Here is a 26,239-nt window from a genome sequence, read left to right as displayed (position 1 = left end):
ATTCAATTTGGATCCGATTTGCCTGTAACATAATCCTTGTTGAAAAGAAACAGTCTAAGTAATAAATAAAGGGATGGGATCAATAACCCCAGACCTGCAATAAAGGCGACAATTAGAGATATGGCCATGACTTCATTTGTAAAACCATCATAAATTGTCAAGTACGGATAAAGCAAATATGGGTAATGCGAGATGCCATAAGCGAAAAAGGCAAGTGCGAACTGCCCGGCCAACAAGCAGAATGCTCTTCCATAATGTTTTCTTTTCCATATGAGCCATACAGTGCCTAAAAATAATAGGAACGATAACCCAAACATCCACCATAGGTTTAACAAGTTATCAAAATGTTCCGGGTTATGGTTACGGAGTTCTACTATGATCCCAGAAGCTGTAATGATCAGAGGAAGGGACCAGATTAGGGAATATTTCCGCATAAGTTCTGCAGCTTCTTTATCATCTGCCTTGTGGGCGTACCAGGTCAGGAAGACAGCTGAAATATACAATACCGCCGCAACACTTAATACAACTATGCTCCATGTAAGGGGACTAGTAAATAACGCCCAATAATCCAGAACCGGTCTTCCATCAATAATTGATACAAATCCACCTTCTGAAATTGTCAACACAATGGATAAAGCTGCAGGAAGGAGCAAGCCGGACAAACCGTACATGAACGAGTATCCTTTATGGCCCCTCGATCCGTATGTTTCAAAAGCATAATATGAACCTCGGACTGCCAACAGCAAAATCGCAATACTGACTGGGACAAGGAGAATCGTCCCATAATAAAAAGCCGTTTTCGGAAAAAATCCGACGATACCTACGAAAAAAAATACAAGGAATACATTCGTCACTTCCCAAACAGGGGACAGGTAGCGTTGAATGATATTTGTCAATATGTGCTGCTTACCGGCATATAAGCTGTATGCATTAAAAAAACCTGCGCCAAAATCTACAGAGGCTACAATAACGTAGCCGAATAGAAATGTCCATAACACCATGATTCCCAATATCTCCAGATTCATCGAACGACACCGCCTTTTTCCGCATGACGTTCTTCAAGCTCACGTTCCACTGGGTTGCTCCTGAACATCCTGCTCAATACTACGACACTTCCTATTGCGAGAATTACATACAACCCGGCAAACAGTACGAGCATAAGATCAACCTGCCCGCTTGATGTTGCGGCCTCTGATGTTTTCATTAGCCCGCGAAGGATCCAAGGCTGTCTCCCCACTTCGGCCAGCCACCATCCCATTTCGATAGCCAGGATGGATAGGGGGCCTCCGAAGACAACCAGCCAACGAAACCACTTTGAATGGATAAAGGTCCAGCTTCTTTTTGAACCCAATAAAAACACAAAGGATAATAATGTCATCCATACACCAATGGATACCATGATATCAAAGAGATAATGGATATATAGAGGAGGAATTTCATCCTCTTTAAACTGATCCAGCCCGATCACTTCTGCTGATGGATAGCTGTGAGCCAAAATGCTGAGTGCTTTTGGAATCTCAAACGCATATTTCACTTCTCCATTATCCAATTTTCCGAATAATATGAGCGAAGCATCACCAGATGTTTCGAAATGCCATTCAGCAGCCGCAAGCTTCTCCGGCTGATATTCAGCCAGATACTTACCTGAAAAATCCCCGATAATCGCAGTGGCAATAGAGAAAATCAGACCTATTTTCATTGTCAAATATAGAGCTTTTTTGTGGTAAATATGATCCGAGCCTTTTAGAAGCCTGAAGCCTGCAATAGACGCCAATACAAAAGCAGAAGTCATAAACGCACTTGCTACTACATGCGCCACTTTTGTTGGCATTGCGGGATTGAACATGGCAATGATTGGATTAATATTCACCAGTTCGCCGTTAACAATGTCAAAACCTTGAGGAGCATTCATAAATGCATTGACAATTGTAATAAAAACAGCAGAAAAGGCTGCTCCTGCCGCTACAGGGATCAGCAGCATGAGATGCTTTCGTTGATCATTGAACCGATCCCATGTATATAAATAAATCCCCAGGAAAATCGCTTCGAAAAAGAAAGCAAATGTCTCCATAAAAAGCGGCAATGCTATGACATTACCTGCCAATTCCATAAAATTAGGCCATAAAAGCGAGAGCTGCAATCCGATGGCTGTTCCGGTTACAACCCCAACAGCAACTGTAATAACGAAGCCGCGAGCCCACCTTCTTGCCAATAAAATATAATGCTCATCATTTTTTCTAATGCCGACCCACTGTGCAATCATGATCATCAGCGGGACGCCCACTCCAATTGTGGCATAAATAATATGGAAAGAGAGGGTAAGTTCAGTCAATAATCTGCTGTAAAACAAAGAATCTCCATTAAACATTCAACTTTCACCCTTTCATCAACTGCCAAAAATACGTCCAAGCATAGATAAAAGCATAATGGCTGCTACGCCAAATGCAAGTCCTATCAGTATCCGTTCATGTTTTTTATACATCATTAAACCACCCCTAATTTTTATAATACCCTGTATTCCCCTGATTGAACGCGTATTATATGGCAAATTGTTAGCTTCTTTTTGATAAAGATGTGAAATATAGTACCAATAGTTGATATACATTTTATACACATTGGAAATACAGTTTTACTCCGAAAAGTTTTGATGATATATCAAAATAATGTTTTTGTTATATGGTGACAAGTTTGCCGCTATTCTAGAAATGCTCTCTTTACACTAGATTAAGTGATGACGAGAAATATCCTATGACTAACATATAACACCTGGTCCTAAGATTCTTTCTGGTTATTAGGACTTGCTCATAGAAGTTGATGATCTAAATGCCTTCAGCCGATTCAATATTGAAACTAGCAAAACATGGAAAGCAGTATTTTATCATATTATTTTTTTTCTCCATATGGGTTAGCTGAATGATTTACTCTTTTCGCAGTTATTCCGCTCAGCGATGATAAAGAAGCATAATTGATCAAATGGATTACTATAATTTTTAAGGAGAGCTCACCTGGCTCCGTGAGAACAAAATGTATTCATTTAAGGTTGATGGAGGGCAATAAAATATGGGCAAACATTATCGGATCGTCATCATTGGAGGAGGAACAGCAGGAATCAGTACTGCTGCCAAGCTATTGAAGGAATTGCGGTCTCTTGCGGGAGACATCGTTATTATCGACCCTGCAGAAAAACATTATTATCAGCCACTTTGGACATTGGTAGGGGGGGAGAAGTCAAAAAGGAAGAGACTCAAAGGAGAATGGAAGATCTGATTCCTGAAGGAGCTGATTGGATAAAGTCTGAAGTCACCTCCATTGAGCCTGAAGAGCATTACATCCAATTGTCTGATGGAAATAAATTGGAATATGAATATCTGATTGTGGCTGCAGGGATAGAAGTTCATTGGGAAGGGATAAAGGGTCTGATGGACACCATCGGCAAAAACGGGGTATGCACTAATTATTCGTATCAATATACAGATTATACATGGGAAGTGATCAGGAATTTCAAAGGCGGGAATGCTGTATTCACTCATCCGGCAACACCAATCAAGTGTGGAGGGGCTCCGCAGAAGATCATGTATTTAGCAGACGATCATTTCCGGAGGACAGGCGTTAGGGAGAAGACAAAAATAATCTTCGGATCGGCAAACCCGGCTATTTTTGATGTCACGAAATACCGTTTGGCACTCGAAAAAGTCTTGGAGAGAAAGAAAATAGACACACGGTTCAAATTTAATCTTATTGAAATAAAGGGGGATCAGAAGGAAGCGGTTTTTGAACATATCGAAACGAAAGAACAGACAATTGTCAAATATGACATGCTCCATGTAACTCCTCCAATGAGGGCGCCGGCTTTTATAAGAACCAGCACTCTTGCGGATGAATCCGGCTGGGTGGATGTCCATCCCTATACTCTCCAACATCAAAAATATGAACATATATTTTCTCTCGGAGACTGCTCGAATTTGCCGACATCGAAGACAGGTGCTGCCATACGAAAGCAATATCCTGTTGTAGTCAACAATATTTTGTCTCTTATGAAAGGAGAAGCACCTGGCGCCAAATATGACGGATACACTTCCTGTCCACTTGTGACAGGATACAATACGTTAATTTTGGCAGAATTCAATTATGAAAAAGAACCGGCAGAGTCATTTCCTATCAACCAGGCGAAGGAGCGGCGCAGTATGTACATTATGAAAAAAGATATGCTGCCGATCATCTATTGGAATGGCATGTTAAAAGGAACCATGTAGGGGGCCGATAATGGAAACAGCCTTGGGTCATAAAAGTTTAATAGATAAGCTGAACGATCGTGATACAGTTGATTCGTTGGAAAGGCTTCTGGATCGGCTGCCCAGCATCGTGGATAAAGTAGAAAAATTAGATCAGTTTTTAACGATAGGGGAGTCCGTGTTAACTGACGCAACGGCAATGGAAAAACTAAAGTCAAAGCTTGATCACACAAATATTGATTTGGATACACTCGAATCGGGCATTCGTCTGATTGAGAAACTGCCATTTCTATTACAAGCAACGGAAAAACTTGAGCAGGTTGTCGATTTTTTGGAAGAAGTGATGAATGATGAAAAGTCTATTAATTATTTATTACAACAGGCTGAAGGTCACGTCAAGCCGATAAGCGAACGGATTTCACAAGGGAAAAAACTGTGGGATGAGTTGAAACTTGATGTGGAAAATAACAAACGTGAAATATCGGTGTTCACTATTATGAAATGGATCAAGGATCCCCAAGTACAAAGGTTTTTGTCTTATGTCCAGGCATTTCTTAATACGATTCCCAATCAGGTAAATAGAAAGGAAGTTTAACAAGAGTGATATTAAGATATTTTTATGATGAATACCTCGCCCATGCTTCTTACTTGGCCGGCTGCCCAAAAACAGGAGAAGCCATTGTCATCGATCCTTCCAGAAATGTCGATCAGTATATACAGACGGCGAAATCGAACGGATTGGAAATAACCGCCTCTGCGGAAACGCATATACATGCTGATTTTGTATCCGGAACGAGGGAATTGGAGGCCAGGACAGGTGCAAAAAATATATTTATCGGATGAAGGCGGGACGAATTCGAAGTACGAGAATTTGATCAATGTGAACCACCGGTTAATAAAGGACGGCGATACCTTTAATATCGGCGACCTTACGTTTGAAGTCATGCATACACCCGGACACACTCCTGAGAGTATTTCCTTTCTGCTTACGGATAGTGGGAGTGGGGCTGAAGTACCGATGGGAATTTTTACGGGAGACTTTATCTTCGCAGGCGATGTCGGACGTCCAGATCTGCTAGAAAAAGCTGCAGGATACGAAGGTACAGCAGAACAAGGTGCCAAAGAAATGTTTTTTTCCATTGGAAGATTTAAACAGCTTCCGGATTATTTGCAAGTGTGGCCTTCGCACGGTGCTGGAAGTGCCTGTGGAAAGTCATTGGGCGCCATTCCGTCCTCAACTGTTGGGTATGAGAAAATGTTTAACCCGGCTTTACAGTATGAGGACGAGAAAGAATTTATGCAAGACTTGCTTTGTGGGCAGCCTGAACCTCCGAAATATTTTTCCATCATGAAGCGAGTCAATAAATCAGGGCCTCCTTTAATAGGGGATTTGGCCGGTCCTTCAAAATCAAATGACAGATCCGATTTGATCCAGTGGCTAAAAAACGGGATGGTTATTGATACGCGTGATGTAAATGAATTTGCGAAAGGCCATATTCCAGGAACGATCAATATTCCTTTCAATAAATCTTTTGTAAAATGGGTCGGATGGTTTACAGACTACGATAAACCTTTGTATCTGTTAGTGGAATCTGGGACGATAAATAATTTATTGACTGCCCTACATTCAATCGGCATTGAACGAATAGCCGGCTACATGGATGTCGTTTCTACAGTGAGGAATTATCCGAAGCTTGAAAAATGTGAAGAAATTGAGCCGGGTCACTTGGATCGTATGTTGGAAAGCGAGAAGCCCGTTGTTTTGGATGTCCGTAATCAAGATGAATGGGAAGTTGGTCGTGTTCCCGGTTCAGCACATATTATGCTGGGTACCTTGCCGGACCGCCTGAATAAAGTGCCTCGGGGTAGGCCTGTTGTTGTTTATTGTGCTTCAGGGTTTAGATCTGCCGTAGCTGCTAGTATTTTACAGGCCAACGGAATAAAAAATGTGCGGAATCTCAAGGGCGGATACTCCCTATGGAAAAAACGGAAAGCTGTATCAATTAAATGAAATTAGCAATCATCCAAACCCGGCTTAGCCGGGTTTTTTGTGTACAAAACAAGTATAATTATAAAAAAGGAAGAGAAGGGAGAATCATATCATTATTAGATCATTGAACGTAGGACGGCCGCAGTTGATCGGAAATCCTTTTGGAAGAGTCATCAATTCGGGGATAAAGAAAAAGCCTGTATCATCGGCATATCTTTATAAAACAGGTTTCGATAATGATGACGTAGCCGATCGTGAAAGTCATGGTGGGGTTGACAGGGCTGTCTGTTTTTACCCTTATGAACATTATTCAGAATGGAATATTTTATCCGGACAGGAACTGGCTGTGCCCGCTTTTGGAGAAAATATCACCATTGTAGGACATACAGAGACCGAAACATATGTTGGAGATATATACCAGTTAGGTGATGCAAAGGTTCAAATCACTCAAAGCAGGATACCATGTGCAAAAGTCGACATTGCTAACAGGGTCAGGGGTTTTTTTGAACAATTTATACAAAAAGGGAAAACGGGCTACTTTGCAAGGGTGTTGGAAGAAGGGTTGGTGAACGATGATTCGTCCGTCACATTGATCGATCGTCCTGAGAACACTATTTCTATCAGCGCGCTGCACCATTTATTTTTCCATGACCGGAAAAACTTTACCGAAATAGAGAGAGTGATAGAAATTGACGAGCTTGCAGCGGATATGCGGGAAAGGCTTAAAACACTACTTAATAAACACAAATAACATTATGATTTCATCATATTCGCTTTGGTAATTGATTACCGAAGCTTTTTTATTTGGAAAAAAATATAAATGTCCTGGGTCTCTCGGATCCGAAGGATGTGGTGACGCTTGGCCTTCCTGCGCGGATAGGTGTGTTAGTGCGGGGGAGACTATCGAGGGCATTTTGGGCATTAGGAATAAGCTAATCGCTGATGCAGGCAAAGGCCGACTACTTTGCGCCGATAAGCAAGCATTTTCGCACTTTCTTATTCTTTATCTCATCATAGTTACTCCGCTTTGTATGGATAAAAGAATGCTTTCTTTTTGTGAATACAACGTTTCGCTACACATGTATCGAAAGAATACAATTAGTTTATATTAGGCCCCATATTTAATCAATATTAAAACGGTTTCATAGGAGTTTTTACTCGAAAACAGGTTGGCATGCTATTTGCACTTATAGTTATTAATTAAATGGAAAGGAGAGAAAAACAATTTGGCAAAGTCACAAATTCTTGCGATTGACGCAGGCGGGACAATGACAGACACCTTCATAATCGATGAAACGGGGGATTTTGTTGTAGGAAAAGCTCAGACTACACCGATGGATGAGCACATAGGGCTGTTGAACTCTGCCAAAGACGCATTGGGACAATGGGATGCAGAAGTGGACCAGGAATTCCCTAATTTGCGGGCTGGGGTTTATTCCGGTACCGCCATGCTTAATCGTCTTGTATCCAGAGTTGGGCGCCGTGTTGGTTTAGTAGTGAATAAAGGAATGGAAGATAACCATCGGATGGGAAGAGGCATTCAATCCTATCTAGGTTATTCCTATTCTGACCGGATTCATATTAACACACATCATTTTGACCCACCGTTAGTACCACGAAAATGGACTGTCGGCATTACCGAGAGGGTAGATATGTTTGGGAATGTTGTTATTCCATTATATGAACATGAAATCGAGCCAGCCATTCAAAAGTTAATAAATGAAGATGTGGAAGCGATTGTCATTAGTTTGCTCCATTCATACAAGCATCCAGAACATGAGAGAAAAATCAGAGACGTGGCAAAAGATTTAATTCAGAAGGCTAAAAAGGATATCCAGGTCTTTGCCACAGTGGATTATTATCCGGTGCGAAAGGAATCTCACAGGACAAACACAACGATTGTAGAAGCCTATGCCGCTGAGCCATCCAGAAAAACCTTGGAAAGAATAGATACAGCTTTAAAGGAAAATGGAACCGATTTCAATTTAAGAATTATGGCCAGTCATGGCGGAACCATCAGTATAAAAGCAAATGAACTAGCCAGGACATGTGTTTCTGGCCCAATAGGGGGAATGGTGGGAGCAAAATATTTAGCGGAAAGTCTCGGGCTTAAAAATGTAGCTTGCTCGGATATTGGAGGGACAAGTTTTGATATAGGGCTGATTACACAAGGTGACCTTGCCATTAATTCCAGCCCTGATATGGCCAGACTTGTTTTATCTTTGCCCTTAGTTTCTATGGATACAACTGGTGCCGGGACTGGGAGCTATGTAAGGATTGATCCGAACTACGGAAATCTGACACTGGGCCCGGATAGCGCCGGATCACTTGTAGGAGTATGTAACCCCGAAGGAGGCATTGAAACTGTTACTGTTTCTGACTGCCATGTTGTGATTGGTTTGATCAATCCAGATAATTTTATTGGCGGTGCAATTAAGCTGTCGCGCGAACGAGCATACCATGCCGTCAAAACTCAAATAGCAGATCCTCTTGGATTACCTGTCGAGGAAGCGGCACTGGGGGTTATAGAATTACTAGAATCACAGCTTCGAAACTATTTGGAATCCATGATTCTAGGCAAGGGGTATTCGCCATCTCAGTATGTATGTTTTTCCTATGGAGGGGGAGGCCCGTTACATACAGCCGGTTACACGAAAGGATTGAGCTTTGAAGATATATTGATCCCGGCATGGGCTGCTGGATTCTCTGCGTTTGGCTGTGGCGCTGCAGACTTTGAATACCGCTATGACAAAACTTTGGACTTGAATGTAGATGAGGATGCTGATGGCAAGACCGTTATGAAGGTTGGAAAAGAATTACAGTCTTCATGGAACGAGCTTAAGGAGAAAGTGACAGAAGAATTCAGGAAGAATGACTATTTGCCTGATGATGTGAACTTCCGTCTTCTTTATCGTATGCAGTATCAAGGGCAACTCAATGATTTGGAAATTGAAGCACCTATTAAAGAATTTAAAGATGTAGACGACTTTGAAACACTTGTTAATACTTTCGAGGACATGTACACAAGAGTCTATGCAAAGTCAGCCTTGTCCCCAGAGCTCGGTTATTCCATTACCGGAGCGATTGTTCGCGGAGTTGTTGATGTACCAAAGCCAGAGATTCCGTCTGAGCCTTTGTATGGGGAGACGCCTCCGAAAGAAGCATTCTTAGGAACCCGCCAAGTCTATTGGACAGACGGGTGGCAATACGCCGATATTTACGAGATGGAAAAATTGATGCCTGGGAACCGGATTAAGGCATTCTCCATTGTTGAATCCACAGCAACAACCTTGGTTGTTCCCACAGGGTTTGAAGCTTATCTGGATGAGAACCGGATTTTCCATCTGAAGGAATTAAAATAATCATTGCTAGGAGGTATTCAACTTGGCAAAAGCAATAGATCGTGTTCTGCCACAGACACAAAAACCGATCGGCTGGGATGGAAAGACATTAAAACAAATGCGTCATGAAATGACACAAATCAGTAAAGAAACGGGGCATTATGCCGGATTGACTTCCTTGTCTTTAAAAGAGTCAGACCCAATAAGGTTTGAGAAGATTTATTCAAAACTTCGCGGCGGGGTCGTCCATGCAAGGGAAACTGCTAAGAAAGTGGCTGCTTCTCCCATCGTAGAGCAGGAAGGTGAACTGTGCTTCAGTTTATACTCTCCAGAAGCGGATTCTATTGTTACATCGACAGGGATTATTATCCACGTCGGGACAATGGGAGCAGCTATAAAATTTATGATTGAAAATGATTATGAAGAGAATCCAGGAATCGCGGATAGAGACATTTTCTGTAACAATGACAATCATGTTGGGAATGTGCATACGTGTGATGTTCATACGCTGGTTCCTATTTTTTGGGAAGATGAAATTGTCGGTTGGGTAGGCGGGGTTACCCATGTTATTGATACAGGGGCTTCCGCTCCTGGAAGTATGCCGATGGGTCCTGTGCAACGCTATGATGACGGTTACCAGGTAACCTGCCGGAAAATCGGACAAAATGATGTTTTATCAAGGGACTGGCTGCTGGAAAGCACTCGTTCCGTAAGAGCGGTGAAATATTGGACTCTGGATGAAAAAACACGTGTTGCAGGCTGCCACATGATCCGTGATCTTGTTTTGGATGTTATTCAAGAAGAAGGTATCGACACGTACAAAACATTTATTCGGGAAATTATAGAAGATGGTCGCCGTGGGTTTGTCAATCAGGTAAAAACCATGCTAATACCAGGGAAATATCGTCAGGTTTCATTCAGCGACGTGCAGTTTAAGGGATTGGACCTTCCGAAATTTGCTCAGGTGGACACGATTATGCATTCCCCTTCTGAAATTACCGTCCATAAGGATGCTAAACTTGAAATTGATTTTGAAGGAGCAAGCCGTTGGGGATGGCATCCGTTTAATGCTACTCCAGTGTCTATGACAAGCGGCATCTGGGTCATGCTGTCCCAAACACTTGTACCAAATGACCGGATCAATGATGGAGCTTATTATGCAAGTAAATTCGGAACTCCTTTGGGTTCATGGCTAAACCCTGATGACATTCGTTCCGCCCACTCTAACACATGGCATGCACTCGTGGCGGCTTGGTCACCATTATGGCGGGGATTAAGCCGGGCATACTATGGGCGCGGATATCTGGAAGAAGTCAATGCAGGCAATGCTCATACTTCCAACTGGCTGATGGGAGGCGGAATTGATCAATATGGAGGGCTTTCAGCCCTTAATAGTTTTGAAACCGCTGCCTGCGGCGTGGGAGCAAGCGCAGTTAACGATGGCATCAGTCATACTGCGGCTTTATGGAACCCAGAAGGCGATATGGGGGACATGGAAATATGGGAACTTCTCGAACCGCTTGTTTACATGGGAAGGGAAATATTACCTGGATCAGGCGGTGCTGGAAAATACCGTGGCGGTAACGGGTGGCAGTCACTGCGTTTGGGTTGGGGTGCGAAAGAATGGACAATGTTCGTTGCTGGTGCTGGTGTAATGGCTACAGATTGCGGGTTAATGGGAGGTTATCCAGCTTCCGCAGGTTATCGTTTTACAGCTAATAACACTAATTTAAAAGAGAGGATTGAAAAGAGGCTGCCTTTGCCGCTTGGAGGCGATATAGATCCAGACAATCCGCTTTATGAAGAAAATATGGAAGCTGAAGTCATTCACCGTGACAGACAGACTTGCTCTACACAAGAAGAATTCGGTGATTATGACCTCATCATGAACTATTTGCGTGGAGGCCCGGGATATGGCGACCCAATCGAGCGCAATCCAAAAGATGTGCAAGCCGATTTAAACCAAAGACTTATCCTCCCGCGTTATGCAGAAAAAGTGTTCGGTTGTGTGTTTAAAGAAGAAAACGGGACGTATACGGTCGATATCAAGGCAACCGAGAAAAAGCGGAAAGCAATCCGGAAGGAACGCTTACGAAGAAGTATCCCTGCACAAGAATGGGTCATTCAGGAGAAGCAAAATATAGTCGATCAAAAAGCATCATTGCAAGTAAGAAATATGTATGCTGAAAGCTTCGCACTGAGTGAAAAATTCACAAATGAATTTAAAGAATTTTGGACATTACCTGAGGACTGGATGATTCATGAAGATGAATTAAATATGCCTAAGCTTGGAAAGCATATCAATCGTTTCAAGACAGGGGTGAAGTAACATGGCAAAATACGATAAAAAGTTAATTGGGGAACTTATTGATGGGACATTAGAATTCTATCAATTAAAAACAATGATGTCCTCCCATAAAGACAAAGATAGGTTTGATATTTATTTAAGCATCATGCAAGACAGGGTTCCTTGGGATGACCCGATCTTACTTCCTATTGGAGAGCACTTGTTTATTGTTCAAAAACAAGATGGCGCCCGGATTGTGAAGTGTGATTGCGGGTATGAATTCTGTGATTACAAAGACAATTGGAAACTGCATGCCAATATATTTGTCCGGGATACTGAGGAAAAAATGAATGAAATATATCCTAAATTGATGGCTCCTGATACTGAATGGCAGGTATTAAGAGAATACTATTGCCCAGGTTGTGCTTCCCAATTGGAAGTAGAAGCCGTTACACCCTGGTACCCGGTAATTAGGGACTTTGAGCCGGATATCGATACATTTTATAACGAATGGATCAATACTCCATTACCAGGCAAGGCCTGACACGCATCTGGCGACGGTTAAAAACCGTCGCCTTTTGTGAAAACAATTAAGTAAGGGGGTTACCAGCTTGAAAGAGATCCTGACATCATTTGAAGAAGCAATAAAAGATATACATGACGGAGCTGTGATCATGGTAGGCGGATTCGGATTAGTTGGAATACCCGAGAATCTGATTATAGCATTGGCTGAAAAAGGTGCTAAAAATTTAACGATTATCTCAAATAATTGTGGAGTCGATGATTGGGGGCTTGGATTATTATTGAGAAACAATCAAATCAAAAAAATCATTGGCTCATATGTAGGTGAAAACAAAGAGTTTGAGCGGCAAGTGTTGGCCGGTGAAATTGAAGTTCAGTTAACACCTCAAGGTTCACTAGCAGAAAAAATTCGTGCTGGTGGAGCGGGAATCCCAGCGTTTTATACCCCTGCTGGTGTCGGCACCTCCATTTCAGAAAAGCGCGAGGTGAGAAGTTTTAACGGTAAATATTATTTATTGGAAGAAGCACTGACAGCAGATTTCAGTCTCGTTTACGCTGAGAAAGCAGACCGGATGGGGAATTTGGTTTTTAACAAGACAGCAAGAAACTTTAATCCGATGATGGCCGCTGCCGGTAGAGTTACAATAGCGGAGGTAGGTGAAATTGTTGAAGCGGGACAGCTTGACCCTAATACTGTCCACACCCCTGGCGTTTATGTTCAAAAAATGATCATCGGGCAGCAAGAAAAGCGGATCGAACGATTGACTGTAAGAAATTAATCGATTCGGGAAAGGGGGAATGAACATGAAGCAAGATAAGGTGATTATACGTGAACAAATTGCCAAAAGAGCAGAAAAGGAAATTAAAAGCGGCGACTATGTGAATTTGGGTATTGGAATTCCAACACTTGTAGCAAATTTTATTCCAAAAGATAAACAGGTTGTTTTACAATCTGAAAATGGATTATTGGGAATTGGCCCTTATCCTACTAAAGAAGATCTTGACCCTGACTTGATCAACGCAGGCAAAGAAACGATTACTGCTATAGATGGTGCGGCGTTTTTTGACAGTGCTGAATCATTTGGGATGATCCGGGGCGGTCATATTGATGTGGCGATTTTGGGAGCAATGGAAGTATCTGAAACAGGAGATTTATCCAACTGGATGATTCCTGGAAAAATGATCAAAGGGATGGGCGGGGCAATGGACCTTGTACACGGTGCCAAGAAAATTATTGTCATCATGGAACACACAGATAAACACGGAAATCCTAAAATATTAAAATCTTGCACTCTTCCTTTAACGGGTAAAAAGGTAGTGAATCGGATCATTACAGACCGAGCAGTAATGGATATTACTGAGAAGGGATTAACATTGATCGAAATTGCAGAAGGCTATTCGGTAGAAGATATTAAAGCTTCTGTCGAACCTGAACTCATCATTAGCGAAGGGATTATGCAAAACTATTAATATAAGGCGAGAAACGGTCTACCCTTTAACCTGGATAAACCGTTTCTCCTTACGTAACTTTAAGTTGGTATTTCTCTATTTTTCGATAAAGTGTTGTCCTGGCAATTTTGCAGCGCCTTGCAACCTCAGAAAGATTTCCCCCTGTTTCCTCAATCAGCTGTTTAATTTTATTCTTTTCCTCCTGCTCCAAAACGGTAAATTCATGATGTTCACTGATTAATCCCTGACTGCTGTCTCTAAAAAAATCTGGCAAAGAATCCATTGTAATGTGGTTATTACTGCAAAAAAGCACAGCATACTCAATTGTATTTGTCAGCTCTCGAATGTTTCCAGGCCAGTGGTATTGATTCAGCAATGAAAGAACTTCGTTCCCGATTGTCGGTACTGGTTTATCGTGTTTTTTTGCATAATGGATAATATAATATCGTGTAAGGAGAGGAATATCCTCTTTGCGTTCTCTTAGCGAAGGAAGATGGAACTCTACGACATTAAGTCTGTAGTATAGGTCTTCTCGAAATTTCCTTTCTGCAATCAGCTCCCGCATATTTCTATTTGTCGCCGCTATGATTCGAACATCAACTTTTTTCGAACGGGATGCGCCAAGCCTTACGATTTCTTTTTCCTGTAAGACTCGTAAAAGATGCACTTGCAAATCAAGTGGCATCTCACCAATCTCATCTAACAATAAAGTTCCACCATCGGCTTCTTCGAATCTTCCGGCTTTCCCCTTAGGGTTTCCGCCAGTAAAAGCACCAGGCTCGTAACCAAACAGTTCACTTGCCATTAGTTCTTTCGGTATGGCCCCGCAATTTATAGCAATAAACGGTGATTGACTGCGTGAGCTTTCTTTATGAATGGCTCTAGCGAATACTTCCTTTCCTGTTCCGCTTTCTCCGGTAAGTAGAATTGAAACGTTAGTTGGAGCTACTATTTTTGCCCTGGATATTAGTTGATTCATTGGTTGAGAATTTCCAATGATTCGCCCCCAATAAGTATAATTCCTTATTTGATTAGTCTTTTCTAAATGAAGCAAATAACCGATTCTTTCCGACCCTTGAACAATCACTTGAATAAATACTTTAATTTGAAGGGAAGGAACGTCCAGCTCCCATTCATATTCATTATTTGTAAGCAATGAATTTCGAATATGGTGAAACTCTTGATGGACAGCTAGTTGTTTCCAGTGGTCAATTTGCAATAAAAAAAGGCATTTTTGGTCCGCATGGATAATATTTAACATTTCGTCAAGCATGATGACGCTATCTGATTTCCATCTATTGACAAAGCCATCATAAAATTTCTGTAACTGATGCCGTTGTTTAAGGGAATGTGTCTTAAAGTTATGTTGGATCATCTTTGATATATTTTGTACTACACTAAGAGAATGAGGTTGAACAAGCTGTCTTGGCCCTGTTAAATCGATAATGCCCAGGACTTTTCCTGTTAAAGGGTCCTTGATTGGAGCTGCTGAACATATCCATGGATGAACACCTTCACAATAATGTTCGTGTGAAAAAATTTGAATAGGGTGGCCAACCGCCAATGCAGTTCCAATTGCATTTGATCCGGCAGCTTTTTCACTCCAGTCTGCGCCGCGAATGAAACTCATCTCTGCGGCTTGCTGCTTTATCTTTTGGTCCCCCTCCAAATGTATGATTGTTCCTTTACCATCGGCAAGGGTGATGAGGTGTCCAGTGCCCTGTACTTGCTGATGTAATGATTCAACAATGGGGAGAGATGCTTTATACATTTCCGAATGGCTTATTGTTTCGTCTAAACGTTGATCGTCAATAATGATGGAGGTTTGCTTTTGGAGTGGATCGACCTGATATGCCTCACACCTTTTCCAAGATTGGTAAATTGTTTGCCGTACTTTAACCGGCTTCTGTTTATCGGAAACAAAATACCCCCACTCGGATTCCAACTCTCTCATTTTTACATGAAGGTTATCGGTTGAGTGAACTGCCAAATATGTATTCACCAATGCATGTCCCCCTTCGATAGACTCACAGATCAAAAAGACTTCTACAAATACAAAAATGAAAGGACAATTTAGTCATTGGCATAAGAAGCAATCAATACCATTATATTTCAAATTTTTTGACTCGTCAAATAACTAAGCGCGTATTCTATGCATTTTTACTATAAAAACTCTGCCAAAGAATAGAGAGGATGAATATTACTTTGATTTTAATATACAGGACGAAAGAGCTGTTTTAATTTTCATCAGTACAATAAATATGCGGAATTACCTCCGTAGACATGTTCAATTAAATTTATTGTGAAATTCCGCATAGCGTGTATAATCAATCAATATATATTAAGGGAGGTTTATACAATTGAAGACATTAGATAGGATTAGCCAATTTGCAGGCAATACCTTCGCAATATGGGTATTGTTATTTGCAGTATTGGCATTTTTTATGCCGGGCAGTTTTACATGGATTGCGCCCTACATATCTATACTTCTTGGAATTATTATGTTCGGGATGGGTATGACATTATCTGTGGACGATTTTAAAGAAGTATTAAAGCATCCGAAAAAAGTGGCGATTGGTGTCCTTGCGCAATTTACGCTTATGCCACTCATCGCTTTTGGACTTGCTGTTGGATTTAAGCTACCGCCTGAAGTTGCGGCAGGTGTCATCCTTGTAGGTTGCTGCCCTGGTGGTACTTCGTCAAACGTCATGACCTTTTTGGCAAGAGGGAATGTGGCCTTATCCGTTGCCATCACATCTTGCACCACGTTATTGGCACCTTTTATAACTCCTGCATTGATCCTATGGCTAGCTAGCAAATGGCTACCAGTTTCGGCAGGAGATATGTTTTTATCGGTCGTGAAAATTGTCCTTATTCCAATTATTCTTGGACTCATTGCAAAAATGCTTTTCCGCAAGCAAGTAGAGCAGAGTGTAAAAGCTATGCCGCTCGTTTCTGTTATTGCGATTGTCGCCATCGTCGCGGCAGTTGTCAGTGGAAGTCAGCAGAAAATCGCCGAAACAGGTTTGCTGATCTTACTTGTTGTCATTTTGCATAATTGTCTGGGCTATTTGTTAGGTTAGTGGATTGCTCGCTTATTAAAAGTAGACTATTCTGACCAGAAAGCCATTGCCATCGAGGTAGGCATGCAGAACTCTGGACTTGGTGCGGCATTGGCGGCAGCGCATTTTTCCCCACTTGCTGCTGTACCAAGTGCCATCTTTAGTGTCTGGCATAATATTTCAGGCTCGTTGCTCGCTACATGGTGGAGTAAAAAAGCCGATAAGTGATTGTGGGGTCCAAAATCTACGCATTTTGTGTGGTGTTAGAATTTGGAGCTTTGTACTCTACCACGTTTCACTTTGTTGATCGATGTAATAGGGATGGCATTGGTGAGGAAAAAAGCTTAAACGGAACATAACCACAAATTAAAAAATCTTATAAAAAGATTGGTCTTGCCTTTTTGTCCAAAAAACCGGAAAGTACAAAATCAAATGCGCCTTGGCGTATTTGCGCCTAGATTTTATCGAGCTCCGCTCGATAAATTTACTCTGAAAATCTGTGGCATCCGCCGGAGGCTTTAACTTTATTCAGTCGAGGTTTGAACCCCCACTGAATGGAATACCAATAGGCATTCATCTCACCACTTACAGAAGTGGGAGACTTTTGCTGAATGAAGTTAAATTTTTACATATACTTAAAGAGGATTTCAGTATTCACAATTGATATTTATAAATGTACTCTTCATAGCTGGCGGCTAGACTTCTCACCTTGACAAATTCATTCTTCACGTTCATAATGGTTATCAAATTATGAACGTTGAATGTAGACGAAGGACTAGTAAACGGAATTGTTCCGTGACAAGAGAGCGGAATTTACAAGCTGAGAGATTTCGCCACTGGAAAACCGTTGAACCTGCCTTCTGAGTCCCGTGCAAAAACATGGGCGTTTTCTGGCGTTATCAGGCAAAGTGGGGTGCTAATTGCACCCAATAATGGTGGTACCGCGGAAGCAGCGCTCTTTCGTCCTTTATATGAGGATGGGAGAGCTATTTTATTTTTCTGAGAATGATTAATGTAATAGGAGATAGACCGATGAGAAAAAAAAGGATCGTTGTTAAAATCGGAAGCAGCTCACTGACTAATGATAGAGGGGAAATCGATCAGGATAAGTTTGCTGATCACGTTCAGGCATTGGCTGCTCTAAAGAACGGCAACCATGAAGTGATTCTGGTTTCATCAGGTGCGGTGGCCGCCGGGTTCAGAAGCTTGGGGTATCCCACCCGCCCGGTGACGGTAAAAGGCAGACAGGCCGCGGCAGCGGTTGGCCAAAGCCTGCTTATCCAGTCCTATACTGAAAAATTGAGCGATTTTAACATTACCCCTGCACAAATTTTGCTCACCCGCAGTGATTTTTCTGATAGATCCCGTTACAGAAATGCCTTTGCAACGATAAGCGAACTATTGGACCGGGGACTTTTACCGATTATAAATGAAAATGATACCGTGGCTGTCGATGAGTTGACATTCGGTGACAATGACATGCTCTCTGCTCTTGTCAGCGGGTTTATACATGCCGATATGCTCATCATATTAACGGATATTAACGGTCTATATGATTCCAATCCGAGGACAAATCCTAATGCGAAGAAATTTGATTATCTGGAAGATATCACAAAAGATTTGCTAAAATCTGCTGATGAGACAGGATCCAAAGTAGGAACGGGCGGCATGAAATCCAAATTGTTGGCGGCAAAAACGGCAGTCTCCCTCGGTGTACCGGTTTTCATCGGTAAAGGGAACGGAAAGGAAAAATTACTTGAAATCATGCGCGGGAACGGCGATGGCACTTACATCGCGAATGGTACACTAGATCCCATTAATACAAGCCGGCAATGGATTGCCTTCCATTCCGAAACCTCGGGAAAAATATATGTTGACCAAGGAGCTGAGGAAGCGATTCTTCACAGGGGCAAAAGCTTGCTTCCTGCAGGAGTTTTCAAGGTGAAAGGGAACTTTCATAAAGGTGATGTTGTTGAAGTTTACGGAGTAAACGGATTGTTGGGAAGAGGGGAAGTCACATATTCATCACAGGAACTCAGGGATTTGATTGAAAAAAGAAACTGTGAAGAAAAGAAAAACACGTTGATTCCAATGATAGAGGTCATTCATCGGAACCGATGGGTCAAAGTTTGAAAATAGAATGATTAATGGACAGGAGAGGATGATTCTATGGAACTGAAAGAAAACATGCTGGCAAGTGAAGTGGTAGCAAAAGGAAAATTAGCATTAAAAGCGAGCAGGGAACTTGTCAGCAAATCAACAGAAGAAAAAAACAGGGCGCTTGACTTGATTTCTGAGCAACTTTTAAAAGATAAAGATGACATTCTAACAGAAAATCAGAAGGACTTGCAGGCAGGAAGGGAAAGAGGTCTGTCTGAAGCAGTATTGGACAGGATCATGCTCAATGAAAAACGAATTAAGGATATGTCTCACGCCATTAAGCTTTTGATAGATTTAAAAGATCCTATTGGTGAAACATTGGAATCCATTGAAAAAGAAAACGGCATGACGATCAGGAAAAAAAGAGTGCCTATTGGCGTAATTGGTATGATTTATGAAGCAAGGCCAAATGTGACAATTGATGCAGCCACTCTGTCGTTAAAAACAGGTAATGCGGTTATATTAAGAGGAAGCTCTTCAGCAAAGTATTCCAATTTGTCCCTCGTCCGATCGATTCATGAGGCATTAGGAAGAAGTGCAATTCCAGTAGATGCCGTACAACTTATCGAAGATACAAGCAGGGAAACCGCCAAAGAGCTTTTCCAATTGAACGATTATCTGGACGTGTTGATTCCGCGCGGAGGAAAACAGCTCATTGAAACGGTTATCCGCGAATCGACTGTTCCTGTCATCGAAACCGGAGCTGGCAACTGCCATGTCTATATAGATGAATTTGCAGATCGAACAATGGCTGAGAACATTGTGCTGAATGCCAAGTTGCAGCGTCCATCTGTATGTAATGCCATTGAAACGGTACTTATACAAAAAGACTGGTTTATAAAACATGGGGTAGAACTGCTTGAAAAGCTTCGGCAAAATAATGTGGAAATCTATGGAGACAAAGCCGTTTGCGAAGTTTTGCTTGAGGCCAAAGAAGCCGATGTTTCAGATTGGGCAGCGGAATACCTGGCACTCACTGTAAGTGTAAAAGTCGTAAAAGATGTTGATGAAGCTATTCAGCATATCAATGAATATGGAACAAAACATTCTGAAGCTATTATTACTTCGAGTGATGAAAATGCACAGAAATTCCTGACAGGAGTTGACGCATCCACTGTCTATCATAATGTTTCCACAAGATTCACAGACGGGTTTGAATTCGGTTATGGTGCCGAGATCGGCATCAGCACACAGAAATTGCACGCCCGTGGTCCGATGGGACTCAATGCCCTGACATCGACCAAGTTTTTCGTAACCGGTGATGGACAGATCCGCGAGTAAAGTGATTAAATGTTTAAAAGAAAAGATTAAATGAGAGAAGGAGATCAAGTGTTGAAAAATCAAATAGACATCCAACTTAGTACCAAACGCAAAGAAAAGCCTTCTTTTTCCGACTTGAAATTTGGAAAAACATATACCGACCATATGTTTATCATGGATTATTCACGCGAAAAAGGCTGGCATGATCCTAGAATCGTCCCATATCAGCCGATTACACTTGATCCGGCTGCGACCATTTTTCATTATGGGCAAACGATATTCGAAGGCTTGAAAGCATATGTTTCAGAAAATGAAGAAGTTTTTCTTTTCAGACCTGATGAAAATATCAAGAGGCAGAACAGGTCAAGTGTTCGTATGTGTATTCCGGAAGTGGACGAAGATCTTGCTTTGGAAGCATTGAAAAAGCTTGTTTCCATTGACAGGGACTGGATTCCGAATCAAGAGGGCATGTCATTATATATACGCCCGTTTATTATATCCACGGAGCCCAACCTGGATGTAACACCTTCGCAAACATACAAATTCATGATCATCATGTCTCCGGTTGGCAGCTTTTATAAGGAAGGGATGAACCCGGTAAAAATTGCGGTGGAAAACGAGTATGTCAGGGCTGTCCGCGGGGGAACTGGAAACGCGAAAACAGCCGGCAATTACGCAGGCGCCATGATTGTGCAGGAAATAGCAAGTGCTGAAGGGTATTCCCAAGTACTATGGCTTGATGGAAAAGAAAATAAGTATATTGAAGAAGTCGGAAGCATGAATGTGTTCTTTAAAATTAATGGGGAAGTGGTCACACCAGCATTAAGCGGGAGCATACTGGAAGGAATCACCAGAAAATCTGTCATTGAGCTTCTAAAACATTGGGGAGTTCCTGTATCGGAAAGAAGGATCTCGATTGATGAGTTGCACGTGGCCTATCAAAAAGGGCAGTTAGAAGAAGCGTTCGGATCCGGTACAGCAGCTGTCATCTCACCTATCGGAGAATTATCCTGGAAAAACGAAAAAATGGTTATCAATAATGGGGAAACAGGAGAATTGTCATTGAAGGTATATAAAGCATTGACAGGCATTCAAACAGGTAAAGAAGAAGATCCGTTTGGCTGGAGAGTAAAAGTAGAATAGTTGGTAAACTGGACATGGAGCCGCCCCAAGGGGGATGGCTCCTGTTTTCATTGGTTTGCTGCAGCTTGCATCTGCAGGAGTGGTCTTGTCTGTCAGTGCAGTTTCTTGGCGGTTACGTTTTTAACTGAAAGAAAGGAGCTAGAAAAATGAACCCGATTCCTGACCATATCAAAAAAGATTTGCGCATCTTGTTCATAGGCTTCAACCCCAGTATCCGATCAAGCGAGACTGGCCACCATTATGCCAATCCTACTAATCGCTTTTGGAAGATCCTGTATAAAGCAGGGCTGACTGAAAGGAAGCTTCGTCCCAGTGAAGATGGTACGTTGTTGGAGCATGGATACGGATTTACCAATATCGTATCAAGACCCACGCGAAACGCACAAGAAATCACTGCAGAAGAATATAGACAGGGCAGGGAAGAGTTGATGGAGAAAATTTCGTTCTATCGTCCGAAAATTGCCTGCTTTGTTGGGAAGGGAGTGTATCAGCAATATAGCAGAAAAAGAGATGTTGCTTGGGGTGAACAAAAAGATCCAATTGTTCCGGGGACCATCGAGTTTGTTGCACCTTCATCCAGCGGTCTGGTCCGTATGCCAATAGACGAAATTGCATCTATCTATCAGCAAATGACATATTTATAATAAGACTTGATTCCTATGATAATGATTTGAATTATCGAAATTGGAGTCGGAGGGATTTCATTTGGATGACATATTCATGCAGATGAATTGTTCAAACTTTGTGTAATTTGTTTGAACATGATCTTTTCAGCGAAAATGGCCGATCCACCTCAGCGTGGGCATCCATATGTGGAAATGGATGTGAGAAGAATGGAGCAAGTAGTGCAGAACTTGATATTAAATGCACTCAAGCATACCAAACCTGCGAAATTAGCCTTAGACTGTTTTATATTTATAATAGTGATAACGATCAAGTGATACTTGCTGTCACTGATAGTGGGCAAGGAATTTCCGAAGAGGCATGCCGTTTATATTTGACCGATTATACACAAAATCAACTAAAAAACAACCTGACATAGACTTGGCTTGGCTAACTGCAAAGAAATCATTGAGTCGCATAATGGAAAAATAACGGTGGAAAGCAAGCTCAATGAAGGGACATCGTTTTTCCTCCATCTCCCGGCCATCCACTTTAATCGTGATCATTACTAATGGAAAGACTCACGCTATAGATTAAACGGACCTGTGTATATTTTTTTACTTTGGAATATATGTTAAAATTGATTACGTATGGCCTGTGAACCTTCCTTTTTATTGAAAGGGCATATTCAGGCTTAAAGGACAAAGAATTTTTAAAGGTGGTTTTTTAAATGAAAGATAGCAAGAGCCTTCCACCAAAAACTTGTACAATTGAACGTCTAGTTACGGTGCCTGCTGATGTGAAAAAAGTGATTGAGGGACGAAAGACAGCCACAAGAAGAAATGGACGCTATGCAGACATAGGTGAGATTATGGAATTGAAGGGAAAAGAATTTATCGTTGAGAATGTTTATTCCCAAAGCCTTGGTGAAATGACGGATGAGCACGCAAGGCAGGAAGGCTATGGAAATTTGGAAGAATACAAGAAAGCCATTTTAGGTATCCATCCAGGTATGAAATGGGTTCCCAAAATGAAAGTTTGGGTTCATGAATTTGCTCCTGTTCAATAATTGTATAGTAAAGGACAGCCAGCTAAAAGCGAAAAACGCATGCTAAGCATTCGTGTTTAAGCGCATGGCTGGCTTTTTGATACCTTCTTGGGGCAGTACTAGCTTATTTTGAATCAAAGAGGTTCCACCAAAGAAAACCGTGTAGAAATTTTCGATTCGATACTTAGATGGTGCATTGGCATTTTAAAATTCTTATAAATTGTTAAACCCGCCAATTTCTCAATTGACGGGTTTATTTATCTCTACATCTAACCGTATTTTCTGTATATATTCAATCAATTGTTTGGAGGCTTATTGTAGCCTCTGTCTCCGTATGGCTGCAACTTCTCTAACCAAGGTTTCAAGATTTGCTTTAGCTCCCAGCGCATGTCGGTCACCTTGTCGGTTTCCTTCTGCTCCAGCACCTCATAATCGAACGCGTCGGCTCCGAATTGTTGCCAATCCTTCTGCAGTTGGGAATTAGAAAAGCTCCCCATGTTTAGCTGCATCTGCAGGGTTAACCATTTGTTTTTCATATTAGGATAGCTATTAATGTAGATTTTACCGTTTACTTTGTTCTTGATTTGGGAGACGCCCATATATGTCTTGATCTGCTTAAATTCCTCAAGCAGTTTCCTGCGTTTATTCCGGTCCATGCATTACTCTCCTCTTACACAGTTCATCAATAGTCTTAAATATCACAAATACTGAGCGATAACTTGAACTAACCTGACAGGGAATTCATGCAGATCGGTTTTATCCAAAAACGGACTTCAAAGATGGTTTCCCAGTTTAAAGGATTCGGGCCAGAAATATCTACGTCAGCATTTGCAAAGGTCTACATTCGTTCCATCCGGGAAATACCTGCAGTATCGCCTTAGATGGGAAAAAGGTAATCGTTCGAACACAACGATCGGCAAACACTTCAATATCCCATTTCCTGCAATATTTTTGATAACGTGCGCAGACGTTCGCTGATCATCTCATCATCCTCGCTTAGAGCTTGGTCGAACAGCTTAATATCTTCATTAATTTTCTCGTTGTCCGTACATACCGCTACGTTCATGGCATCCCCTTGCAGGCCAATCCGATCGATGACGGGGGTCTGCGGATCATATAAATGCTCATATCTGTATGCTTCGCGAAAATGCGCCAAGGAGCGGCAAATCAGAATAGACAAATCAAGAACACGATGGAGAGGCAGTTCCTCCGATTGCCTAGACCATTTTTCTCCCGTGTATCTCCATACCTTTGCAGAAATATCGACCTTTCCCCTATCGTTCCACTGGGCCAAACCTAAAGAAAGGCCTTTTGCATCCGTGTCTCGGGCGAGTCGGCCGTCAACCTGCTCATAGTTTTCTGACACGATAACAGGTTTATGTTTTAAAGTAGTTGGTATTTTCATTTTTTTTCTCTTTTCACTGATTTACTGATTTACTAAATTACTGAAGATTTTCTTCATTTTATCTTGGATTCCATCGTGAGTCAATCGTTTTTTAATCCGTTTCATTGACCAAAAGGTGCTCTTGTTAGAAGAGTAACTACATTCCCGGTATTCGGAGGACGAGGTCATAGGCGGAAGATTATTCAATTCCTTGTCCAAATGGCAATGGCCACCTCTACCTAAACGAGAATGCGAATTTCCGATCATTTGCAGGCTTACGAATACACCATACGAAAAAGGCGAAAACAAAGAACCATTCTATGAACACGAAAATTATAAATCCCGCGACTACAAGCCAATCTGAAACGAAAGAGGAACTTTTATAACGGAAGTTACTATTGGATGAGGGGAAAGAGTGAGTGACGGCAGAGCAGTGGCATGTGTTTATGCAGCTCTCCCATCAGCTTACGATTGGGTTTTGTCACGAGCCATACGTTCTCTTAATATGGCCTCGACATCGTCAACAAGCATAGGTACAATCGATCGCAACCTTCCTGGATTCGCAGTAAAATTGCCCTTTTGCTCCTCCGAAGGGTGTAAGTGAGACAATGTCCTTTATGGAATCATGTAGATAGATCTATTACCAACAAGTTATTCGACGTTATTGATGCCTTTATTAATAACGAGGTGACATTCAATTTGTCAGCTTTGGGTCCTAATTCTTGCAGAAAGGTTCCGTAACGTAGAAATTCAGAATTGAGGTGATTGTTGAAACCTTGGCCGAGCTTGAACATAGCCTTCCCACAAATAAAGAGGATGTATAAACGTGAGGAAGCTAATAAGGTATACGGTTTAGAATTTGATCTTCCAAAGCGCTTGTTTGGATTCATTTTCAATCTGTGTACATTTTTCCCGATTTGTCGGCAGGGCCCCATGAGAATAAAAAATAACCTTAACCGCCGTTGAGTAAGGTTAATTTTTATTTTCAAACAAATGCTTTACACTTTGTTTCTTATTTGTCCTCATAATAAGATTATTCACTCATAAAATGGACAAGGAGGGGATGCACATGGAAGCTAAATTTGCTTGTATAAAGGGTATGTATTCGATTCCATGAGAAAGCTCTTACTGACGTATGCTTGTTTGTTTACAGGCGCATTTCTTCAGGGAGTATCCATGTCTTTGTTTTTGTTTCCAAATTCCATCCCCTCCGGCGGTGCAGCAGGAATTGCCCTCTTAATCAATCATTGGTTTGGTTTGTCATTGGGATTTTCTTTATGGCTTGCAAATGTCGCTTTTTTATTGTTCGCATTGAATTACTTTGGCTATACATGGACATTTCGGACAGTGCTTTCAGTAGCAACCACTTCTGCTACCATCAGCTTTTTTACAATGCAATTTCCATTGAATCCGCATTTTCTATTATTCGACATGGCCGCCGGAAGTCTGTTTTTCGGCTTGGGCGTTGGGCTGCTCATTCGTGCCGGGGCGTCAAGCGGGGGGATGGTTATTCCTGCACTGATGATTGCCTTTCACAAAAATTGGAGTCCAGGAAAAGTCATGTTGGGAATCAACTTGTTCATTTTTCTCTTAACGTCCCTTGTGATAGATTACAAGATTGTCCTTTACGCAATTGTGTGCCAGTTTATGTCAACAAACGTAATAGATTTTATTTATCATATAAAGTTTCATCGCATAACCTCCATGGCTCTGAGCTGGAGGAGAAAATAAAAAATACTTATCAATTCAACGGAATTA

19 protein-coding genes and 3 pseudogenes are annotated in these 26,239 nt (G+C 41.6%); 17 read left to right on the top strand and 5 right to left on the bottom strand.

What is annotated here, in order from left to right:
• Positions 1–2: 2 nt before the first annotated feature.
• Both C509_RS0100325 and C509_RS0100320 read right to left on the bottom strand, forming a co-directional pair.
• Positions 3–1,025 carry a cytochrome d ubiquinol oxidase subunit II gene (locus C509_RS0100325; RefSeq protein ID WP_018704895.1) on the bottom strand — a complete coding sequence of 341 codons (1,023 nt, stop codon included), beginning with the start codon at positions 1,023–1,025 and terminating at the stop codon, positions 3–5.
• Positions 1,022–2,368, bottom strand: a complete 1,347-nt coding sequence (locus C509_RS0100320) for a cytochrome ubiquinol oxidase subunit I (RefSeq protein ID WP_018704894.1) — start codon at positions 2,366–2,368, stop codon at positions 1,022–1,024. The genes C509_RS0100325 and C509_RS0100320 overlap by 4 nt, the downstream gene beginning before the upstream one ends.
• 692 nt (positions 2,369–3,060) lie before the next feature.
• Here C509_RS0100320 and C509_RS24565 point away from each other — a divergent pair.
• From C509_RS24565 to C509_RS0100270, 9 genes and pseudogenes are all read left to right on the top strand, one after another.
• Positions 3,061–4,253 (top strand): annotated as a pseudogene (locus tag C509_RS24565) (NAD(P)/FAD-dependent oxidoreductase).
• Between the two features lie 10 nt (positions 4,254–4,263).
• On the top strand, positions 4,264–4,827 hold the full coding sequence (locus tag C509_RS0100305; RefSeq protein WP_018704892.1) for a helical membrane plugin domain-containing protein: 564 nt from the start codon (positions 4,264–4,266) through the stop codon (positions 4,825–4,827).
• Between the two features lie 5 nt (positions 4,828–4,832).
• Positions 4,833–6,243: pseudogene (locus C509_RS24560) on the top strand (MBL fold metallo-hydrolase).
• Positions 6,244–6,346: 103 nt separating this feature from the next.
• Positions 6,347–6,973, top strand: a complete 627-nt coding sequence (locus C509_RS0100295; RefSeq protein WP_083934500.1) for an MOSC domain-containing protein — start codon at positions 6,347–6,349, stop codon at positions 6,971–6,973.
• 475 nt (positions 6,974–7,448) lie between these two features.
• Positions 7,449–9,584 carry a hydantoinase/oxoprolinase family protein gene (locus C509_RS0100290; protein WP_018704890.1) on the top strand — a complete coding sequence of 712 codons (2,136 nt, stop codon included), beginning with the start codon at positions 7,449–7,451 and terminating at the stop codon, positions 9,582–9,584.
• 22 nt (positions 9,585–9,606) lie between these two features.
• Positions 9,607–11,892 (top strand): hydantoinase B/oxoprolinase family protein, encoded by a 2,286-nt coding sequence (locus C509_RS0100285; RefSeq protein ID WP_018704889.1) that lies wholly within the window; start codon positions 9,607–9,609, stop codon positions 11,890–11,892.
• A gap of 1 nt (position 11,893) precedes the next feature.
• Entirely contained in the window at positions 11,894–12,394 is a 501-nt protein-coding gene (locus tag C509_RS0100280) for an acetone carboxylase subunit gamma (protein ID WP_018704888.1), read from the top strand.
• Between the two features lie 67 nt (positions 12,395–12,461).
• Positions 12,462–13,151 (top strand): CoA transferase subunit A, encoded by a 690-nt coding sequence (locus tag C509_RS0100275; RefSeq protein WP_018704887.1) that lies wholly within the window; start codon positions 12,462–12,464, stop codon positions 13,149–13,151.
• Between the two features lie 25 nt (positions 13,152–13,176).
• Positions 13,177–13,842, top strand: a complete 666-nt coding sequence (locus C509_RS0100270; protein WP_018704886.1) for a CoA transferase subunit B — start codon at positions 13,177–13,179, stop codon at positions 13,840–13,842.
• A gap of 49 nt (positions 13,843–13,891) precedes the next feature.
• On the opposite strand, the gene C509_RS0100265 is transcribed toward C509_RS0100270, so the two are convergent.
• A complete protein-coding gene (locus C509_RS0100265; RefSeq protein ID WP_245542405.1) occupies positions 13,892–15,823 on the bottom strand; it encodes a sigma-54-dependent Fis family transcriptional regulator in 1,932 nt (643 codons plus the stop codon).
• Positions 15,824–16,181: 358 nt separating this feature from the next.
• On the opposite strand from C509_RS0100265, the pseudogene C509_RS24555 reads away from it, so the two are divergent.
• The 7 genes and pseudogenes from C509_RS24555 (at position 16,182) to C509_RS0100230 (ending at position 23,118) form a co-directional block, all read left to right on the top strand.
• Positions 16,182–17,111: pseudogene (locus C509_RS24555) on the top strand (bile acid:sodium symporter family protein).
• An 804-nt stretch (positions 17,112–17,915) separates the two neighbouring features.
• Positions 17,916–19,016 carry a glutamate 5-kinase gene (gene proB / locus C509_RS0100255; protein WP_018704883.1) on the top strand — a complete coding sequence of 367 codons (1,101 nt, stop codon included), beginning with the start codon at positions 17,916–17,918 and terminating at the stop codon, positions 19,014–19,016.
• 36 nt (positions 19,017–19,052) lie between these two features.
• On the top strand, positions 19,053–20,324 hold the full coding sequence (locus C509_RS0100250; protein ID WP_018704882.1) for a glutamate-5-semialdehyde dehydrogenase: 1,272 nt from the start codon (positions 19,053–19,055) through the stop codon (positions 20,322–20,324).
• 30 nt (positions 20,325–20,354) lie between these two features.
• Positions 20,355–21,446, top strand: a complete 1,092-nt coding sequence (locus C509_RS0100245) for a branched-chain amino acid aminotransferase (protein WP_033369574.1) — start codon at positions 20,355–20,357, stop codon at positions 21,444–21,446.
• A gap of 146 nt (positions 21,447–21,592) precedes the next feature.
• Positions 21,593–22,090, top strand: a complete 498-nt coding sequence (gene mug, locus C509_RS0100240; RefSeq protein WP_018704880.1) for a G/U mismatch-specific DNA glycosylase — start codon at positions 21,593–21,595, stop codon at positions 22,088–22,090.
• 405 nt (positions 22,091–22,495) lie between these two features.
• Positions 22,496–22,621, top strand: coding sequence for an ATP-binding protein (locus C509_RS27305; RefSeq protein ID WP_154654301.1), 126 nt, complete (start codon positions 22,496–22,498; stop codon positions 22,619–22,621).
• Between the two features lie 158 nt (positions 22,622–22,779).
• Positions 22,780–23,118 carry an ASCH domain-containing protein gene (locus C509_RS0100230; protein ID WP_018704878.1) on the top strand — a complete coding sequence of 113 codons (339 nt, stop codon included), beginning with the start codon at positions 22,780–22,782 and terminating at the stop codon, positions 23,116–23,118.
• A gap of 275 nt (positions 23,119–23,393) precedes the next feature.
• Here C509_RS0100230 and C509_RS0100225 read toward each other — a convergent pair whose 3' ends face one another.
• Both C509_RS0100225 and C509_RS0100215 read right to left on the bottom strand, forming a co-directional pair.
• Positions 23,394–23,753, bottom strand: a complete 360-nt coding sequence (locus tag C509_RS0100225; protein ID WP_018704877.1) for a GIY-YIG nuclease family protein — start codon at positions 23,751–23,753, stop codon at positions 23,394–23,396.
• Between the two features lie 269 nt (positions 23,754–24,022).
• Complete coding sequence (locus tag C509_RS0100215) at positions 24,023–24,502, bottom strand: DUF6530 family protein (RefSeq protein ID WP_018704876.1); 480 nt, start codon at positions 24,500–24,502, stop codon at positions 24,023–24,025.
• 1,065 nt (positions 24,503–25,567) lie between these two features.
• Here C509_RS0100215 and C509_RS0100210 point away from each other — a divergent pair.
• The gene (locus C509_RS0100210) at positions 25,568–26,212 is read left to right on the top strand and encodes a YitT family protein (RefSeq protein ID WP_018704875.1); all 645 of its coding nucleotides are present in this window, start codon (positions 25,568–25,570) and stop codon (positions 26,210–26,212) included.
• Positions 26,213–26,239: the final 27 nt, after the last annotated feature.

This window comes from Siminovitchia fordii DSM 16014 = CIP 108821 (assembly GCF_000374565.1).
Lineage (GTDB): Bacteria > Bacillota > Bacilli > Bacillales > Bacillaceae_C > Siminovitchia > Siminovitchia fordii.
The sequence above is the reverse complement of the archived record's forward strand: the minus strand, read 5'-3'. Positions and strand labels throughout refer to the sequence as shown.

Bases quoted from the DNA above. Each gene is read 5' to 3' on its own strand.
- C509_RS0100250 (WP_018704882.1), top strand. From the start codon at position 19,053: ATGGAACTGAAAGAAAACATGCTGGCAAGTGAAGTGGTAGCAAAAGGA.
- mug (WP_018704880.1), top strand. From the start codon at position 21,593: ATGAACCCGATTCCTGACCATATCAAAAAAGATTTGCGCATCTTGTTC.
- C509_RS0100245 (WP_033369574.1), top strand. From the start codon at position 20,355: ATGAGAGAAGGAGATCAAGTGTTGAAAAATCAAATAGACATCCAACTT.
- C509_RS0100225 (WP_018704877.1), bottom strand. From the start codon at position 23,753: ATGGACCGGAATAAACGCAGGAAACTGCTTGAGGAATTTAAGCAGATC.
- C509_RS0100325 (WP_018704895.1), bottom strand. From the start codon at position 1,025: ATGAATCTGGAGATATTGGGAATCATGGTGTTATGGACATTTCTATTC.
- C509_RS0100305 (WP_018704892.1), top strand. From the start codon at position 4,264: ATGGAAACAGCCTTGGGTCATAAAAGTTTAATAGATAAGCTGAACGAT.
- C509_RS0100270 (WP_018704886.1), top strand. From the start codon at position 13,177: ATGAAGCAAGATAAGGTGATTATACGTGAACAAATTGCCAAAAGAGCA.
- C509_RS0100215 (WP_018704876.1), bottom strand. From the start codon at position 24,502: ATGAAAATACCAACTACTTTAAAACATAAACCTGTTATCGTGTCAGAA.
- C509_RS0100320 (WP_018704894.1), bottom strand. From the start codon at position 2,368: ATGTTTAATGGAGATTCTTTGTTTTACAGCAGATTATTGACTGAACTT.
- C509_RS0100230 (WP_018704878.1), top strand. From the start codon at position 22,780: ATGAAAGATAGCAAGAGCCTTCCACCAAAAACTTGTACAATTGAACGT.
- C509_RS0100280 (WP_018704888.1), top strand. From the start codon at position 11,894: ATGGCAAAATACGATAAAAAGTTAATTGGGGAACTTATTGATGGGACA.
- proB (WP_018704883.1), top strand. From the start codon at position 17,916: ATGAGAAAAAAAAGGATCGTTGTTAAAATCGGAAGCAGCTCACTGACT.